We start from the raw sequence: 17,866 nt of genomic DNA, 5'->3' as shown, positions 1-17,866 counted from the left end.
CTACCTGTAACCTCTGTTTTTATTCAAAATCATCAAAGTTCTCGGAACCTGCTGATGCATTCTCACCTGCGATACGTCCACTGTTAAGGCAGAATCCCATTGTGTTTCCTGAAAGGATGAAGGGATAGCTGTCTCCGAAGATGTTGCATGCATCTGTTCCTGCTGCATAAAGGCCGGGAATAACCTTTGCATCCTGTGTGAGAACTTGTGTCTTGTGGTTGATCTTTACGCCGCCGAGTGAGCCGTATGCACCAACGTTCTCTCTGCAAAGATAGAAAGGTGCCTTCTCGATGGGCTGCATATATGCACGATCCTTCTCAAAGATCTCATCAAAGCCGTTTGCGCACATCTCGTTGTACTCTTCAATCTGTGCTACAAGGCCCTCTACATCGATGCCTGCCTTCTCAGCCAGCTCCTCGATTGTATCTGCCTGTACGATAGGCTCATAACCGTTTGCAAGGTCTGCGTTCCACTGCTCATCGAAGTGATCGAAAAGATCATGAGGATGTACGTGAGAAACGATATCGGGACCCTTTTTCTTATACTTTTTAAGCATCTTGCTATCGAAGATTGAATAAGCAACCTTGCCGGGCTGTGCTGCGATTGCGTTACCTGTGAAGGTTGTGTTTGCAATCTGATCCTCGGGCATGAATCTCTGTCCGTTTCTGTTTACCCAGAGGCAAGGCTGACGGAAAGCACCGTCAAGGATGAAGTGGTTCATGTTGTCGGGAAGCTGATACATAAGCTCCATGATGCAAGGCTCGTGGCCTGCGCCTGCTTCCCATGCCATCTTGATACCATCGCCCTTCATTCCGGGAACAGCGAAGTTGTAGATTGTGTTGCCATACTCGAACTCTGTCTGCTCCTTGATCATCTCCGGGTTATCACCGAAACCACCTGTGCAGATGATTACTGCATTTGCTCTTGCTTCGATCTCTTCACCGTTCTTGTCAACTGCGATTACACCTACAGCTGCGCCGTCCTCCATGATGATCTTCTTAACGGGAGTCTCGAACTGGAAGTCTACGCCAAGTTCCTTTGCTCTCTCTGTCATCTTCTTTGTCATAGCTGTTGCACAGCGAGGGCCGGGCATTCCGCCATCCTCAGGCTTTACAACGTGCCATGTGAACTCACCGTCTGAGTAAGCTCTTGTAGCCTCAGGAGCACTGAATGCTCTCTGAACGCCTACGAACTCAACGCCCATATCCATGAGCCAGTCGATTGTGTCACCTGACTTGAAGTAGTAATCTCTTACCATTCTTGCGTCTACACGATAGTGAGTGAAATACATGTGCTTTCTGAAAGCTTCACCGGGTGTAAGAGCAATCATGTGATCCTTCTGAATTCTGGAGCCTACGCCGAGAGGGCCCATACCCATGTTTGCTGCACCACCTGTGGTGGATGACTTCTCAAAAGTGATTACGCTTGCGCCGTTCTCGGCTGCCGCAATACTTGCTGCAAGTCCTGAAAGGCCTGCTGCTACTACGATTACATCTGACTGTAACTGTTTCATTTTTACTTACCTCCAAATAATTATTCGTTGCCACAAATACTTTCTGTCATTTTTTCTGCCGGACGGTTCCAAAGGAAGGAAACAATGTATCCGACGATATAGATCGGAATGAATGTCGTTGCCATTCCGATAAAATATGCAATGATAGGTGCATGATTCAGAATAACCACATTAAAATATGTAAGAATCAGGCTGTTGATCACAACATATGTAAGGTTCACAACTGCGTTGATGCAAAGACCAAAGGGAAGTGTATTCGGCTTTGTCTTGCAGAAATTCGCAAATCCGATTCCCCATCCGACACAGGGAAGTGTCACGCCAACCACAAAAGACACTACATAAGCAATAAGGAAATTGATTAAAAGCAACTGCGGTATAACCGTGTGAATCGCAAGCAGCTGTGCTGTAAGTGAAATAGCAAGTGCTATCGGAATGTTCATAATAAGCGCATTCACTGCGCGATATTTAAAACTCTTTTTCATTGCCATATCCTCCGAAAAGTATTAGATTCCCTTGAAATTCTTCTCTTTATATCTGATGATCTTTTTACCTACAATCTCTCTGTTCTCGGGATTTCCGAAGAATCCGCCCTGAGTATGTCCGATCTCCTCAAGGTGTCTTGCTCTTCCCTCAACAGTTGTACGATCCTTCAAGAGGCCATCCTCCTGAATAACAAACTTCCACTTGCCATCCTCTGTCTGCTCGAGGTTTCCGCCTGCGCCGCAAACCTGGCACTCGATAGGATAGTGAAGGCCGTCCCACTGAGGTTCACCGAGAACAAGTGCATTTGAGTGGCAGTTCGGGCACCATCCCATGTTCTCGTCGCCGAGCCATTTTCTCTCCTCTACGGGAGTCTTAACAGCTTCGATGATGTTCTCACCCATCTTGTGTGCTCTTGCGATGAGCTCGTCATCCAGCAGGCACTGTGCCGGGCCCGGAACTCTTGTTGCAAGGATCATGTCTACAACCTTCATGTCAGTTGTGAACATTGTTGCCTGAAGTCCCTCGAGAGCCATTGACTGCCATGCTCTTGTTGATCCACCTACTGAGATAAGACCTGCAACCCTGTCTCTGTGCTCGATGGCACCGATTGTCTCAAGGAATGCTGTCTCGTAGCTAAGACTTCTCTGTGCAAATGTCAGATAATTGGCGGATGGCATAAGATCATATGTAGGAACTGAATAGATAACCGCATCCTGACTAAGAAGGACATCCATGATCTTTTTCTTATCGTCCTTATCATCAAGTACGCATCCTACGTTCTTGCCCTGTGACATACCGATGGTGCAGGATGTGCATCCGGTACAATCCAGAATGTTGTAATCCCTAAGATTGATCATAGTTACTTCTGCGCCGGCTTCCTCACATGCAATGAGTGCTTCCTTTAAAAGGATCTCACTGTTGCTGTTCTTTCTTCCGGCTGTAACGCCCATTACTTTGATACTCATAAAAATTCTCCCTTTTTCCTTTTAATTCAGAATTCGCTCTGATAGTTAAGAATTTATCATTCAGAGTTTCCCTTTACATCCAACAGCCATTGAGTAAAATCTCAAAATAATGTATACTTTTTCCGACGTTTGTCGGATGCAACGAAAATTTACTTAAAAAACGGGAGATAGCAGTAAAATGGCTTATATTTCAGATATTCTGGATGCAATAGAGAAAAAGTACGATTTAAAAGTGCATGGAAACTATCAAAAAAGGCATTCAATTGACGGAATACGCTTTTTTAACGAAAATGATGCCAACATTGAGCATCTGATGCCGAATATTTTGTATCTTGCAGATTACAAAACCTTTGGAAAGGCGGAGGTTTACGGCGATATCCTTTTCATAGGAACCGGTCAGAACACTCCTGCCTCGGACTCCCTTTATATAGAAGAAGAGCTGAACATATTAGAGTTGTACAACCTTATGGAGGATGTAATTCTGGCATATCAAAACATAGATGTGCAAAAGCGAAGTCTTTTCAGTATCCTGCACAACGGCTACGGTATCGACGCCCTCCTTCAGACGGCATACAAATACCTCAATAATCCCGTCGTGGTCTGTGACAGTAGTTATGGAATTCTGGCATCCTTCCCCGATGTTTCCGAGGATAAGAACCTGGAAATAAAGAACAACAGACTATCCGTCAAAGCTAAATACTCCGAGGATATGGAACAAAAGAAAGTTACCGAAAGAATCTACCACTCGGTATATCCCTTCGCCGTGAAGCTTGAAGAAAGCGATTTTGACTGGATATTTGAAAGCATAAGAATAAAACATGCAGTTGTGGGCTATATTTGCATAAGATGTAATGAACGCGAACACACAGAAAGTGATCTTGACCTCATTCACTCCCTCGCCCAGATGGTATCAATACAGCTGCAAAAGGACGACAGTTACCGAAATCCCCAGGGCATCAAATATGATATGTTCCTGCGGGATCTTTTCGGGCGCCACTATGATGAAGAAACCGCTGTGAACCAGCTGTCGCTTCTGGGAATAAAGCCGAAGGAATACTACTACATCATTGCCAGCAGCTTTACCGCCACCTCCAGAAGGCTTATGGCTTACCATATCTATATCCAGCAGCTTTCCACCATCTTTTCAAACAGTGTGACCGGTATCTTCGGTAACCGTTTTATAACTCTTGTTTCCACATCAAAAATGGAAGCCATAACTCCAAAGACTGAAAAAAGGCTGAAAACCTTCCTTACAATGAATCACATGATAGGAACCGTAAGCTATCTTTATGACAAATTGAGTGAAAGCTCCGCCTATTTCAGCCAGTGCCAGGGACTTTTGTCGCAGAGACTCCCTGTTTTTAACGAATCACCCATTATTTATTACCGTAATTACTACTTAAAACACATACTTAGCTCCGTGAACAAAGAATCAATGGTCCGTGCCTCAATCCACCCCTCCATCAAGTTCATGAAAAAACATGACGAGGAGCACGGAACGAACTACATCAGCACTCTGGAAACTTATTTCGACAATAATAGAAGCGCACCTGCCACAGCAAATGCGCTTTTCATACACAAGTCCACCCTCTTCTACCGCTTCGACAAGATGAAACAGCTCTTCGACATACGCCTAGATGACAAGGACGCCCTCTTCGCCTACGAATACTCCCTAAAACTGCTGCAATAACTTCGCACGGCAGACCCCATGGCCCGGACCCAAACCATATGCTCATTTTCATCGTCAGTTGGCGAAGAACATTCATCACGCTCTTTGTTTTCTTTAATTCATACGTGGGTCAAAACTCAAGGCTGTTTGCAAAAGCCACTAACGTTCTTAAGACTTTTTAGCAATTTATTCTGAGCTTTGAATTTTCTTATGCTCACATGGCAGATTTTAAGTGCATGCGAGATAGCGAGCTTTGAAAAAGCGATTATAGCGAGCATGCACAATAAAAGAAATCTGCGTGAGCATTAGAAAATTCAAGCGAATGGATATAGCAGCAAAAAGTCTTAAGAACGTTAGTGGCTTTAAGCAAACATCTTTCAAACATGTTGCCCCACGCATGATGACAAACAAAGAGCGTGATGAATTTCGCCAAGATGACGATTCATCTGAGCATATGGTTTGGGCCCGGGCCCAGGGGGCTGCCGTGCGAAGTTATTTACCTCAGGTGGTTTGGATGCTGGCGTGGGTGTGGAGACGTTTTCTCTGGAAATAGGTGTAGTAGCGGAGCCAGGCGGTGACGCCGCTGATAAGCCAGACGATTCCGGAGGAAAGCCAGATACCGGTCGCTCCGAAGCCGAGGTATGAGGTCAGAAGGAGCGGTATGGTGAATCTTCCGATGACCTCTATGACACCGTTGAACAGGGAGAAGAACGCATCTCCTATGCCGGTCAGGACTCCGCGAACAACATAAATTAATCCGAGCGCAAGATAGAACAGACTTGTAATCTTAAGTCCGTCAGCACCAAGAGTTATAACCTCCGTATCAGTCACAAACATACTGCAAATAGCTCTTCCGAACAATTGCATTGTAAATACCAGAATAGCTGTGAATACGGCCATAATAACAAGACCGCTCTTGTAACCCGAATAGACGCGGTCGTTTCTTTTTGCTCCGAAGTTCTGTCCGCTGTAGGTCGCAAGGGATGCTCCCAGCGTTGCATAGGGCTGATGAATAAGCTGCTCTATCCTGTTTGTGGCTGTAAAAGCTGCCACTACAGTCGTTCCGTAGGAATTGACTATTCGCTGAACCGCCATGGCTGAAATCGCAATGAGTCCGAACTGGATCGACATGGGCACTCCAAGGCGAATAATCTTGTAGGTCATATGCATTGATATCTCGAAGTCTTCCTTCTCAAAGCGGAAATATCTGTTGGTTTTGTATGCATATATTGCACTTAGTACCACAGAAATAAACTGCGCCACAACAGTGGCAAGAGCCGCGCCCTTGATTCCAAGCCTGAAAACGCACACAAACACAATATCAAGCACGATATTTATAACAGTTGATATTATCAGGAAATACAGTGGTGTTCTGGAGTCTCCGAGCGCACGCAGCATTGAAGACAAATAGTTGTACAAGGATACAAACAAAAGTCCGATACACATAAAGCGCACATATAATATGGCATCTCCTATGATAAGCTCCGGTGTTCCCAGAAGTTTAAGCAGATGAGGTGCAAGAAGGAATCCCAGCGCTCCGAAAAATATCGGAACCAAGAGCATAATAAGGCCTGTGTTAACTATACATTTTTTCACCTTGCTGTCTATGTGGGCTCCGTAATACTGTGACACAACAATACCGCCGCCACCTCCGATACCGTTGCAAAGCGCAAAAAACAGGAAAGTTATGGAGCTTGTGGCACCGACAGCGGCAAATGCATCTGCTCCGACAAATCTTCCGACAATTATCGAATCGGCGAGATTATATATCTGCTGGAAAATGTTTCCAATCAGTGTAGGGAGGGCAAACACTAGGATGTGTCTTGCCGGATTCCCTGTCGTCATATCTGTTATGTTACTTTTCATAATATCCTACTCCATCAAAATAGCCCTATGCAGGGCGGGCATCAGAGAGTATCTGAGCCGTATACAGGTGATAGTAATCACCCTTTTTCTTCATAAGTTCCTCATGTGTACCGCACTCGGTGATACCGCCATCATTGATATACATTATCTTGTCACAACCTGTAATGGTCGATAAGCGGTGCGCTATTATAAAGCTGGTTCTGCCGGCCAGCATAGCATTCAAGCCTCTCTGAAGGTCTTTTTCCGTCTGAACATCGATACTGGACGTGGCCTCATCCAGTACCATAATTCTCGGATCCGAGATAAGTGTCCGCGCAAAGGAGATAAGCTGTTTTTGCCCCTGAGACAGAAGTGCTCCTCTCTCCTTAACCTCTGTGCGATATCCCCGGCTCATGCCGCTGATAAATGTGTGTGCACAGACAGTCTTCGATGCTTTTATTATCTCTTCCTTAGATGCATCAAGTTTTCCGTAACGTATGTTATCCTCGATAGTTCCCGAGAAAATGAAGCTATCCTGCAGCATTATACCCATCTGTTCCCTGAGAGATTTTAATGTCACCTTGGAAATGTCCTGTCCGTCGATAAGAATCCTGCCGCTATCAACATTATAAAATCTCGATATAAGACTTACGATAGTGCTCTTGCCTGCGCCGGTTGGCCCCACAAGTGCGATGGATTCCCCGGGCTCCACAGTAAAGGACACATTATGCAGAACTTCTTTTCCTTCTTCATAGGAAAATGAGACATTCTGAAATTCTACCCTGCCCGTTACAGGCGCAAGCTCGATTGCTCCGGGCTCATCCGTAATAGTCACGGGCTCATCCATAGTCTCAAAGATTCTCTCCAGATACGCGATATTATTGATGAAGCCGTTAAAAATGTTTCCAAGGTTCATGATCGGCTGCCAGAATCTGGACGCATAGCTTGATATGGCAACAATCGTTCCGAGACTCTGGTGACCGTTTGCAAATATCACAAGTCCGAAGAAGTAGATGGCTGCTCTTACAAATACCGAGATGGTATCTATTCCGGGCCATACTGATGTACTGTAGTATATGGCCTTCATCCAGGTTTTTCTGCAGTCATCCGAAAGGTCCCTGAAAATCTTTGCATTTTCGTCCTCTCTGGCGAATATCTGTGTAATTCTGGCACCAACGATATTTTCCTGAAGATACGCATTCAGATTCGAGTTTTTATTGGAAACCATCTGCCATGCCCGGCGCTGCTTATTCTTGATCCAGAACATGAAAATCATGAGCACCGGAATGCCCGCCAGTACCACGAGACTAAGCTGAACATCGACGTAAAACATGAAAATTACAATAAATATGAGGTTCAGAATCTCAAGTACGATATTGATAAGACCGTTACTTAGCATGTCCGAAACCGAATTTACGTAATTGACCACCCTTACCAGTATTTTCCCGTGCGGTCTGTCATCGTAATACTGAAAAGGAAGCTTTTGCAGGTGCTCAAACAGATCGCTCCTTATCTGATAGATGATATCCTGGCTCACATTAACCATTATTTTTGAGCGCACCAGTGAAAAGAAGATGCTAAGTGCATACAAAGCAGCCGATATTATAACCAGCCTAAAGAGCAGCACTCTGTTCCCGTCAGGAATCGCCACATCCAGTGCATTACGAACAATAACGGGATTCACAAGGGCTGTGACCCCGGCAATCGCCGACAGCAAAAACGCCACAAGCATCACACCAATATGCTTTTTAATATATCCCGATGCCCTAAGGAGATGCTTTATATCAAAAGGCTCCTCTAATAATTCATCCTGTTTATATGTATTTCTGGCCATCTGTTATGCCCCCATCTGAAGCTTTACAAGCTCCGCGTAGTATCCGCCAAGTTTTATCAGTTCCTCATGTGTGCCCCGCTCAGTAATCTCACCGTTTTGCATGATTAGAATCTGATCCGCATCCTTTGTCGTGGATATTCTTTGGGCAATGATTATCTTCGTACATTTAAAATCAAGATCCCGTAAGCTATCCTGAATTGCCTTCTCGGTCTCAAGATCAACCGCCGAGGTCGTATCATCAAGTATAAGTATCGAGGGTCTCACCGCCAGTGCTCTGGCAAGAGAAATTCTCTGCTTTTGTCCGCCCGACAATCCGACTCCCCTCTCTCCGACAATCGTCTCATAGCCCTCAGGCATCTTTGCAATAAAATCGGAAGCCTGAGAATATTTCGCGTACTTCATGACATCCTCTTTACTTAGCAGCTGATCTCCGTAGGCGATATTTCCATCAATAGTGTCTGAGTAGAGCAAAACATCCTGCGTCGCAAGTCCGATATTTCTTCGAAGCTGATGAAGTGCAATATCCTGCACATCCACGCTGTCAACAAGCACGCGGCCTCCCGTCGGTTCGTAGAATCTGGGAATAAGATGTATAAGCGATGTTTTTCCGCAGCCCGTCTCTCCCATAATGGCCACAGTCTGCCCCGGCTCAGCGGTAAATGATATATTTTTCAAAACAGGAAGCTTACCGTCCGAATACTGGAAGCTCACATCCCTGAACTCGACCTTGCCCTCAAATCTGTTGGGCATAAGGGCCGTGTATTCCTTGTCCACAATCTCCGGCTCTGAGTAGTAGATTTCCATGACCTTTACAGACGCCGCCGAAAATCTCTGGAACTCGTTCATGATATTTCCAAGCTGTCTCATGGGATTGGCGATGGCCCAGATAAGTCCGGAAAAAGCCACATATTCACCCATTGTCATCTGATTGCCCATAAGGAAAAGTCCGCCTACTAGCAGCAGAATAATGGGAAGCAGGTTTGCAAAGGTCTCAACTATCGGGAAATATCTAAGCCAGATCATAGCTGTCTTCTTATTGGTGTCACGGTAGTCCCTGTTGCATTCATCAAAAGACTCTATCTCATAGTCTTCCCTGGCAAAAGCCTTAACCACGCGATTTCCGGAGATATTCTCCTGCGCCATTGTGTTCATTTTGGCCAGTTTTTCCCTAAGGAGCGCATGCATAGGCGCAACCTGCAGTTTAAAAGCCATTATTATAATGAAAATCAGCGGAGCTACTGCGAGAAGACAGAGCGCCATTTTCCAGTTCATGAACACAAAATAGATTCCGACGGCCAAAATAAGCGAAAACGCCTCAACCAGCATTCTCACAACCCAGGCGATCATGTGCCTTACGGCATCCAGATCACCGGTAACTCTGGTCATGAGGTCACCGGTCCTGTAGGTGCTGTAGAACTTCATGTCCTGTCTCTGAATCTTGTCATAAATGAAATTTCGCACTCTGAAAAGGACTCCCTGGGACACCACTTCGTATCCCACGCAATCCGCGTACACGATGATACACCTTAGAATTGTGAAGAATATCATCATGAAAATAAGCCTGTAAAACTCATCGGAATGAGCACTGAAATTGGCTCTCGCCTCAGGTCCCGAGAGGAATTTGTCTACTATCTGTGATGAAAAATACGGAACCGTCAGCTGCATCATGTTGTATAAAAATGTACCGGCAACGGAAACGATATACAGCGCCTTATATCCCTCCATGTTATCCCAGAGCCACTCAAGTCTGGTTCTTGGAAACTGCCAGTCTTTATCTGCATTTTTCACTTTAAAGTCCAACCTTTCATAGAAACGTTAGTTGTTATTTAACCACTATGCCAATCATAAAACTATAAATATTTTGTCATTCGGTAATTATTTTTTGTTTTCCTCAAAAATGTTTTATACTATTCATATGAATAAAAAGGAGGGTTACAGCATGAAAGCACTTTTTATCGGTGGTACGGGAACCATCAGTATGGGAATAGTAAGAAGACTGTCGGAGGATCCTCAATGGGAGGTATACCTCTTAAACAGGGGAAATCGCAAGAGCGATGTCCCTTCTTCAGTAAAACAAATAACAGCTGATATATATAATGAAAGCGATGTCGCAGAGAAGCTCTCCGGCATGGATTTCGATGTGGTAAGCGATTTCATCGCCTTTGATGTTAAGGCCGTGGAGCGAGACTACAGACTCTTTAAGGATAAAACAAAGCAGTACATCTTCATCAGCTCTGCTTCTGCCTACAATAAACCCGCAGCAGGCTATATCATAACCGAAGGAACAACTCTGGCGAATCCGTATTGGGAATACTCCAGAAACAAGATCGCCTGCGAAGAATTTCTCATGAAAAAATACCGCGAAGAGGGCTTCCCCGTAACCATAGTAAGACCCAGCCACACCTACGACGAGAGACATATTCCGCTCGGTGTGCATGGCAAAAAAGGATTCTACCAGGTTATAAAGCGCATGCAGCAGGGAAAACCCGTCATAATTCAGGGCGACGGATCATCTCTGTGGGCTGTTACCTTTAACAGCGATTTCGCGATCGGCTTTACCGGTCTCATGGGCAACAGACATGCCATAGGCGAGGCTTTCCAGATAACAGGTGACGAAATCCTTAGCTGGGATCAGATATATCAGACTATTGCTGATGCTCTGGGCGTAGAACTAAAGGCTTACCATGTTTCATCCGATTTCTTAAGTGATGTAGGTGAAAAATACGACATGGATTTCGAAGGAAGTCTTCTCGGAGACAAAGCCGTATCCGTTGTTTTTGACAACAGCAAGCTAAAAAGACTCGTTCCGCAAATGACTACCACTATTCCCTTCCATAAGGGAGTTCGTCTGGCAGTTGATTACGTCCTCTCTCATCCTGAGGAATACGAGGAAGATCCGGAATTTGACACTTTTTGTGATAAAATAATAGCCGCAATTGAAAAGGCGAAAACAGAAATATAAAGAATTTTGAATGAATTTTAAAGGTAACACGAATGGAAAAAGAGATTTTTGACAAAGAACAACAGCATTTACAGGAGACCTACGACAAGCTTCTCAAGATGAAAAACGATCTCGAGGAGCAGATCGCAGCCCTCGATGAAAAGGCGCTGGACGACAAGAATGATATCCGCGATAACATACGTTTCGATTACGCGGACATCGAGACCACGATGGAAACCCTGGCCGAGATCGAGGTATGGAACCGCTATATCGATACTTACAACGTAGAGAGCAATTCTCTTGGAAATCGTCTCACAAGCGTGAACAAGCTCCTTGAGTCTCCTTATTTTGCAAAAATCCAGCTGCAGTTTGATCCATCCGAGGAACCTGAAAACTATTACATCGGCCGTGCTGCCATCTCCGAAAACGGCTATGACCAGATGGTGGTTGACTGGAGATCTCCAATTGCCGAGGTTTACTACAATCAGGAGAGCGGCCACACTCACTACACCGTTGAAGACAGGGAAATCCCTGTTGATCTGAAGCTTCGTCGCCAGTTTGATCTGCACAAAAATAAGCTTCTGGCCTATTTTGATACGCAGATTGCGATTGAGGACCCCATGCTCCTGCAGTCGCTCTCCCAGACGCACTCCGACAAGATGCAGGCTATTACTGCAACCATTCAGAAGGAACAAAATACCGTCATCCGCTATCCCGATGTGCCCGTGCTCCTTGTAAACGGTATCGCCGGAAGCGGAAAGACCTCTGTTTTGCTGCAGAGAATTGCGTATCTGTTCTATCAAAAAAGAAACACTCTCCGCCCCGACCAGGTATGCCTTATGACACTGAACCCGGTATTTCGTGAGTATATTGACAATGTTCTCCCGGATATGGGCGAGACAAACCCTCTGACACTTACCTGGCGCGAATTTCTTCAGATGGTGCATGTTCCTTTTTCCGATGATGAATACGACTATACCGAAGCGGAGAATCTTCAGAAGATACACGACGTACTTCCGACACTGACGCCCGAGGCTGCGGATTTTTATGAAATAACGCACAAGGGCAATCTTGTTATGTCCAAAAAGGAAGTCCTGTCCGTAGTAAATAAATTCAGGAAATTCCCCATGGGAATACGCCTTATCCAGACCGTATCCGATGAACTTGAGCACAAGGTCAAGAACTCTCTTCGCCACCTTGAAAAAAATGATAACGAAAATGCCTCCGGAAGCATGGCAAAGTCCGATCAGGCAGAGGATAACCGCGCAGAGAACGATTTTGGCGGAGCACTCTCCAATATCAGACGCTGCAGGTGGGTAAACGCCCTCCATGTTGCGAGACGCATCCTGGGCAAAACCCGTGTAACAGCCGCAGAATGGCTCTATACAAGAATGGAACTTACCGGCATATGCGATCGTAACATGCGTTATGTTATGGTTGATGAGGTGCAGGATTACACAAGGGCACAGATGATGGTCTTTGCAAAGTATTTCCCGAATGCCCGCTTCATGCTCCTTGGAGATGAATTCCAGGCAATTCGTGAAGGTACGGTTACTTTTGCCGAGCTTAAGGAGATGGCAGAAGCAGATAAAAAGCGCTTCACAGAGCTTCCTCTCATGACGAGCTATCGAAGCTCACCCGAGATCACCGATATGTTCGCTTCCATTCTGCCTCCGGAGAAAAAAATGATGATTTCCTCCGTAAAACGCCCCGGCGAGCCGGTTTCGGTAAAGGTATGCAGTTCGGATAAGGAATACCTGAAAGAACTGACAGCTCTTCTCAGTGAATATGAAAAAAAAGAAGGCCTTACGGCCATAATCTGCAGAAACGAATATAGGCTTGAACAAATTTCAGCTATGCTAAAGGATAATTCTCCGCAAATAATAACAGGGCACGATGCCCTGCCTAAAAGTGGTGCTTTTCTTTTGGAGCTTGCGCTTGCCAAAGGTCTGGAATTCGACCATGTAATTCTGCCCGACGCCGATTCGGAGTCGTATCCCGATGACGAATCCGGCAGACACTGCCTCTATACAGCAATGTCTCGCGCAACGCAGCATCTGTCGATTCTGTCAAACGGAAAACTCTCCGCAATTTTACAGGATTAATCAGTTTTTACTCATCCTCTTCCATGTCATAGCTTATCTCATCGAGCTCTGCATGGAAGAACTCGCACCAGCTGTACTGGTTCATATAGTCGCCCATGTACTTATACTTGGAATCCTTCTTCTTTTCAAGCCAGTCATAGAGGTCACATTCAATCCTGTCCTTTGCTATGGCAAGGCTTCCTCGCTGTTTCAGGATAATTCCGTCAAGCTTAAGCTTCTTGAAGGTGTTCTGAAGGTCCTGACGAAGGTTACACAGGTAGGACAGCTTCTTTTCGGGATCTCCGTCATCCTCCCAAAGGGATGCGATTATTTCTCCATTTGTAGTCTGCGCACCCTTGTTATTTATGAGAAGCGCTACTATCTCTTTGGTTCTTTTGTATTTGAATTCAACAGGTTCCCCGTCAACAAATAACTCAAAATTGCCAAAAGTCTGAGCAAAAACTCTCTTATATTTCTTTCGTATCTCAGGGTATCTGAGGGATTCGAGCTCACTCTTCACCTGATCCTTAGTGCCCGGCTTTTTGATATATCCGCTGGCATGAAGCTTCATGGCTTCATAGGCCTGTTCTGTGTGATTAGTGAGATAGATAAGATTGATATAAGGATTCAATTCCTTTAAGTATCCGCCAAGATCTATTCCCCCAAGTTCAGACATTTCTGTCTCCAAAACCGCTACATCCATCTCCGTCTCACGAGCCGTAGCGAGTGCGGCCAGCGAACTGTCACTTGAAAACAGCGTCGCATCCGGAGACACTGTCTCAATAATCTTCTTTATTTTTTTCAGGGACTCCTTGTCCTCATCCACAGCTAATATGTTCATCACTGACCCCCCAATGTCATTGAAACCGATTTTACACTCTGGCTCTTCCTCTGCTCTGCAGTCATATGAAGAGGATCTGCCTCTCCAACCACCAGTGTTTCGCCATCATTTAGTGCCGCATCGTGTAAAGGTCCCGCATTCATATCGGAAAGAACAAGTGCTGCAAATCTGTCGTAGTTGTCCTCGTCAATCACCGGAAAATGATATTTCATCCGGTACCAGTGCTGTGGATCATAGCCAAGAGAACCAATGTAGAGTCTGTCAGCCGTATCGGCAACCTCATCAACTCCCGCCTTTTCACCGGGCGCCAGCCCCGCTTCTTCGCAGAACAGCATTGCATAGGCCTTTAAAATCCTATCCCTTACTGTTTCATCACTTCCGCTTTTGTTTTTTCGACCGGTAGGCGTATCCATTATCTTGTAATAGAAGTCCTGCGCCTCCTCACTTTCATCAAAGGCGAGAATCGCATCATAGAGCTCTTTCTCGCTGATATTACCCGCTATAGCCATGTTTCTTATCTTTCCCCCTTCTTCATAAGATTTATTTTCAAGAAACCACTAATTTTTTATTGTCCGAATTCGACATAACCGATGTCTGCGACACCTGTTTTAAATACGGCAGCTCCTTCTTCATGTCACTCCTTACGCTCCAGTGCCAGAAGAACTCACCGATAAAAAGTATTTTATGAACAAAATCCTCAAATAATATCGCCTGTAACAGCCTTTTGGGAGAATATATCCTTCTGCTGGCATCGATATTTTCAAGCTGAAGCTCGTACGGAGTCATGTTCTTTGGTCTGTGTACCGCATTTCCGTTGTACTTATCCCACCTTGTATGAAGAAGCTTGTCTTTATTCTTCTCATAGACCGGAGTGCCCGGCACAAAGTACATGCATTGGATAAGGACGCCCTGGATATGATTTTTTATAACAAAATCCGCAAGCTCCTTGCCGCAGCCGACCTTCTGATTATCAGATCCCAGAATAAAAAGTCCTCTGACGCTCATTCCGTGTCTCTGAATATTCCTGATCGACTCTTCTATCTCTGTCTTCGTCGACTTCTTGTGATATGTCTTAAAGGAATCGTCGTCTATGAACTCAATTCCCATATCAAGCTCGAAAAAACCCGCTTTCTTTAGAAGTTCAAGCATCTCATCGTCAAATCCGACCTCGTACCTCGCCTGTATGTTGAAGCGGTATTTTATTCCGCTGTCGATTATCTTGTTTAAAACAGCTATCGCCCATTCTCTGTCAGCAAAGAAATTGTCATCCGTAATCCACAGATCCTTTAAAAGTCTGAGCTTTCCCTTGTGAAAGAAGTCGATCGAGTATTTGATGTCCTCTACGACATTTTCCGGGGATCTTTTCCTGACGCAATGGCCAAAGTGTCTCACAAGAGCGCAGTAATCGCAGTTGTGCGGGCAGCCCCTTGAGGCATGAACCTGAGGCCAGATGGTCATGTGCCCCACCATCTTCCTGTAATTGTGAATGAGATCCCTGTCGGGGATAAGATCAAGATCAGTCGGAGGCTCCGGCATACCCGTATTAACAAGCTCATCGCCGCGCAGATAGGCATATCCCTTACCTGATGGCTCTTCTCCGCGCTCGATTGCCCGTATCAGAGGCATTATTGTCTCATCGCCCTCTCCCAGCATCACATAGTCGCAGTGCTGTACTGCCTCCTCATAATTCATCGAGGCATGAAGACCTCCGAGCACAACCTTTGCGGAGGAATTTTTCCTGAAAAAATCGGCAAGTTCATAGCCCCTTACCGCAGCAAAGGTAAATATGCCCAAAAAGATAATGTCTGCATCAAGCACATCATCATATTTAATCTTCGAAATTGATTCACTGTACATATATGTATCCGGAATCTCTTTCTTTACTATTGTTGCAAGCGTGTTAAGCCCGACGGAAGGAGTCCTTATATACCTATCGTAAACAAAATAGTTTAGAATGGTCTTTTTATAAGGCCTGTTCCCCGGTTCTATAAATCGTATCTTCATCCCAATGATTTTCCTCTCAATTCCTATACAGTAAATAGTAAGCAAAACAACCGCTTTGGTCAAACATATTATCAGCATCTGTTAAAAACCTATAAATTACCTCTTATTTCTTTATTAAGAAATGTGCTTCGTTAACATTTTCCCGTCAAAATTGGATACAATATTATTGATACTGTGACCTTTTGGGTGATGATGCTATGAATACAACGCAGAAACCATTAAAGCGCAGCATAATCCTATTCATGTTAGGTTTTCTCACAACGCTGTGCGTATTATTCAGCATAATTACATACCAAACCTTCACGACGGCAATCTATCGTTCATATAACAAGCGAATGATTGACATTGTTAACTATGTCTACAGCCATATAGACATAGAGGATCTGTCCACCTGCGTCGAAACAGGTGTCGAATCCGAGAAATTCATCAAACTTATCACCTTTATGGATTCAATAATGGAGGATTTTGATATTCATTACCTCTATATAGTCAAGCCGGTACTGGACGGCGACCGAAATGGCATGATGAACATCATCTCCGCAGATACCGCAGAGGGAAGGGCAACCGATCCCGACGGCTACTACCTGGGTTATATTCTTTATGATGTTTACGAAGAAAAGGATCTTTATGTATATCAGGATGCACTTGATAAAAACACCATATCCTTCTGCAAAAATTTCACTACCTGGGGATATGACTACACTATTTCCAAGCCTTTGATCAACAGCAAAGGCGAACATTTCGCCCTTTTGTGTGTGGATATCGAGGTGGAAGATGTGCAGCTCGCTATCAGAACATATACGGCACTCTGTATTATCCTTATTCTCATACTTGGCATAGCATTCTCAATTCTTTTCATAATATGGGCAAATCGCAGCATCACAGAACCCATCGGACGTCTGGAAAAAAGTGTCTCGGCCTTTGCCAAGAGCAGTCATTCCCAGACGGATCCCAACCTATTGATATATAACGATCCACATATCCATTCAAAGAATGAGGTTGAATCTCTGTCTGAAGCCATAGGCCAGATGACAGAGGACATGCGCACCTATGCAAGCAATATTCTTGAAGCCCAGGTTCAGGTAGAGGACATGAAAAACCAGGTAAACTATATGGATACCGTAGCCTATCAGGATGCCCTTACCCACGTTAAGAACAAGGCCTGGTATGACAATGTTGCCATGCGTGTAGATCAGGATATAGACTCAGGAACCGCAGAGTTCGGAATTCTGATGGTTGACCTTAATAACCTGAAAAAAATCAACGATACCTATGGTCATGAGCACGGAAATGACTATATTTTCGGTGCCTGCCACAAGCTCTGCGTTGTTTATGAACACTCGCCCGTATTCAGAATCGGCGGCGATGAATTCGTTGTTCTTCTGGAAAAAAGTGATTATGAAAACAGAGACAGTCTCCTTTCCCAGATCAAGGAAGTTTTTGCCGACACCGCAGTAGATGAGCACCGAAGCCCGTGGCGACGCTATTCTGCCGCTATAGGTATGGCCATATATGATAAAAATACCGACCGGTGTATAAATGATGTATTTAAACGCGCGGATAGTATTATGTATCAGGATAAAGTAGCTTCAAAAGCCGCCAGAGAGTGATTTTTAGGGCCTCCTCCACCCCTCTGAAAATATTTTTCAAATTTTTTCGTGAAAAATGCAAAAAAATTTCGCATAAA

The 17,866-nt window shown here is 44.8% G+C and carries 13 protein-coding genes; 4 read left to right on the top strand and 9 right to left on the bottom strand.

Going from position 1 to position 17,866, the window contains the following annotated elements; all coding sequences use genetic code 11:
* Positions 1-19: 19 nt before the first annotated feature.
* The 3 genes from G630_RS0107075 to G630_RS0107065 are packed head-to-tail and all read right to left on the bottom strand — an operon-like array spanning position 20 to position 2,961.
* The gene (locus G630_RS0107075; protein ID WP_022761265.1) at positions 20-1,513 is read right to left on the bottom strand and encodes an FAD-dependent oxidoreductase; all 1,494 of its coding nucleotides are present in this window, start codon (positions 1,511-1,513) and stop codon (positions 20-22) included.
* A gap of 20 nt (positions 1,514-1,533) precedes the next feature.
* Complete coding sequence (locus G630_RS0107070) at positions 1,534-1,995, bottom strand: hypothetical protein (RefSeq protein ID WP_022761264.1); 462 nt, start codon at positions 1,993-1,995, stop codon at positions 1,534-1,536.
* Between the two features lie 21 nt (positions 1,996-2,016).
* Positions 2,017-2,961, bottom strand: a complete 945-nt coding sequence (locus G630_RS0107065) for a flavodoxin family protein (RefSeq protein ID WP_022761263.1) — start codon at positions 2,959-2,961, stop codon at positions 2,017-2,019.
* 178 nt (positions 2,962-3,139) lie between these two features.
* Between G630_RS0107065 and G630_RS0107060 the strand changes: the two genes are divergently transcribed.
* Positions 3,140-4,651: a PucR family transcriptional regulator gene (locus G630_RS0107060; RefSeq protein WP_026498175.1), complete on the top strand. Its 1,512-nt coding sequence runs from the start codon at positions 3,140-3,142 to the stop codon at positions 4,649-4,651.
* A gap of 480 nt (positions 4,652-5,131) precedes the next feature.
* On the opposite strand, the gene G630_RS0107055 is transcribed toward G630_RS0107060, so the two are convergent.
* From G630_RS0107055 to G630_RS0107045, 3 genes are read right to left on the bottom strand one after another with little or no spacing between them, the layout of a single operon-like run.
* A complete protein-coding gene (locus G630_RS0107055; protein WP_022761261.1) occupies positions 5,132-6,496 on the bottom strand; it encodes an MATE family efflux transporter in 1,365 nt (454 codons plus the stop codon).
* 25 nt (positions 6,497-6,521) lie between these two features.
* Positions 6,522-8,309: an ABC transporter ATP-binding protein gene (locus G630_RS0107050; RefSeq protein WP_026498173.1), complete on the bottom strand. Its 1,788-nt coding sequence runs from the start codon at positions 8,307-8,309 to the stop codon at positions 6,522-6,524.
* A 3-nt stretch (positions 8,310-8,312) separates the two neighbouring features.
* A complete protein-coding gene (locus G630_RS0107045) occupies positions 8,313-10,097 on the bottom strand; it encodes an ABC transporter ATP-binding protein (protein ID WP_196805767.1) in 1,785 nt (594 codons plus the stop codon).
* Between the two features lie 151 nt (positions 10,098-10,248).
* On the opposite strand from G630_RS0107045, the gene G630_RS0107040 reads away from it, so the two are divergent.
* Complete coding sequence (locus G630_RS0107040) at positions 10,249-11,271, top strand: NAD-dependent epimerase/dehydratase family protein (protein WP_026498171.1); 1,023 nt, start codon at positions 10,249-10,251, stop codon at positions 11,269-11,271.
* A 32-nt stretch (positions 11,272-11,303) separates the two neighbouring features.
* On the top strand, positions 11,304-13,355 hold the full coding sequence (locus G630_RS0107035) for a HelD family protein (RefSeq protein ID WP_026498170.1): 2,052 nt from the start codon (positions 11,304-11,306) through the stop codon (positions 13,353-13,355).
* 7 nt (positions 13,356-13,362) lie between these two features.
* On the opposite strand, the gene G630_RS0107030 is transcribed toward G630_RS0107035, so the two are convergent.
* Genes G630_RS0107030 through G630_RS0107020 form a run of 3 tightly spaced genes read right to left on the bottom strand, consistent with a single transcriptional unit; the run spans position 13,363 to position 16,179 of the window.
* Positions 13,363-14,175, bottom strand: a complete 813-nt coding sequence (locus tag G630_RS0107030) for a response regulator (protein WP_026498169.1) — start codon at positions 14,173-14,175, stop codon at positions 13,363-13,365.
* A complete protein-coding gene (locus G630_RS0107025) occupies positions 14,175-14,684 on the bottom strand; it encodes a hypothetical protein (protein ID WP_022761255.1) in 510 nt (169 codons plus the stop codon). The genes G630_RS0107030 and G630_RS0107025 overlap by 1 nt, the downstream gene beginning before the upstream one ends.
* A 37-nt stretch (positions 14,685-14,721) precedes the next feature.
* A complete protein-coding gene (locus G630_RS0107020; protein WP_044958947.1) occupies positions 14,722-16,179 on the bottom strand; it encodes a B12-binding domain-containing radical SAM protein in 1,458 nt (485 codons plus the stop codon).
* Between the two features lie 197 nt (positions 16,180-16,376).
* Between G630_RS0107020 and G630_RS0107015 the strand changes: the two genes are divergently transcribed.
* The gene (locus tag G630_RS0107015; RefSeq protein ID WP_044958902.1) at positions 16,377-17,789 is read left to right on the top strand and encodes a GGDEF domain-containing protein; all 1,413 of its coding nucleotides are present in this window, start codon (positions 16,377-16,379) and stop codon (positions 17,787-17,789) included.
* Positions 17,790-17,866: the final 77 nt, after the last annotated feature.

This window comes from Butyrivibrio sp. WCD2001, assembly GCF_000424485.1.
Classification (GTDB): domain Bacteria; phylum Bacillota; class Clostridia; order Lachnospirales; family Lachnospiraceae; genus Butyrivibrio.
Note: the sequence above shows the minus strand (reverse complement) of the source record. Positions and strands in the feature narration are given on the sequence as shown.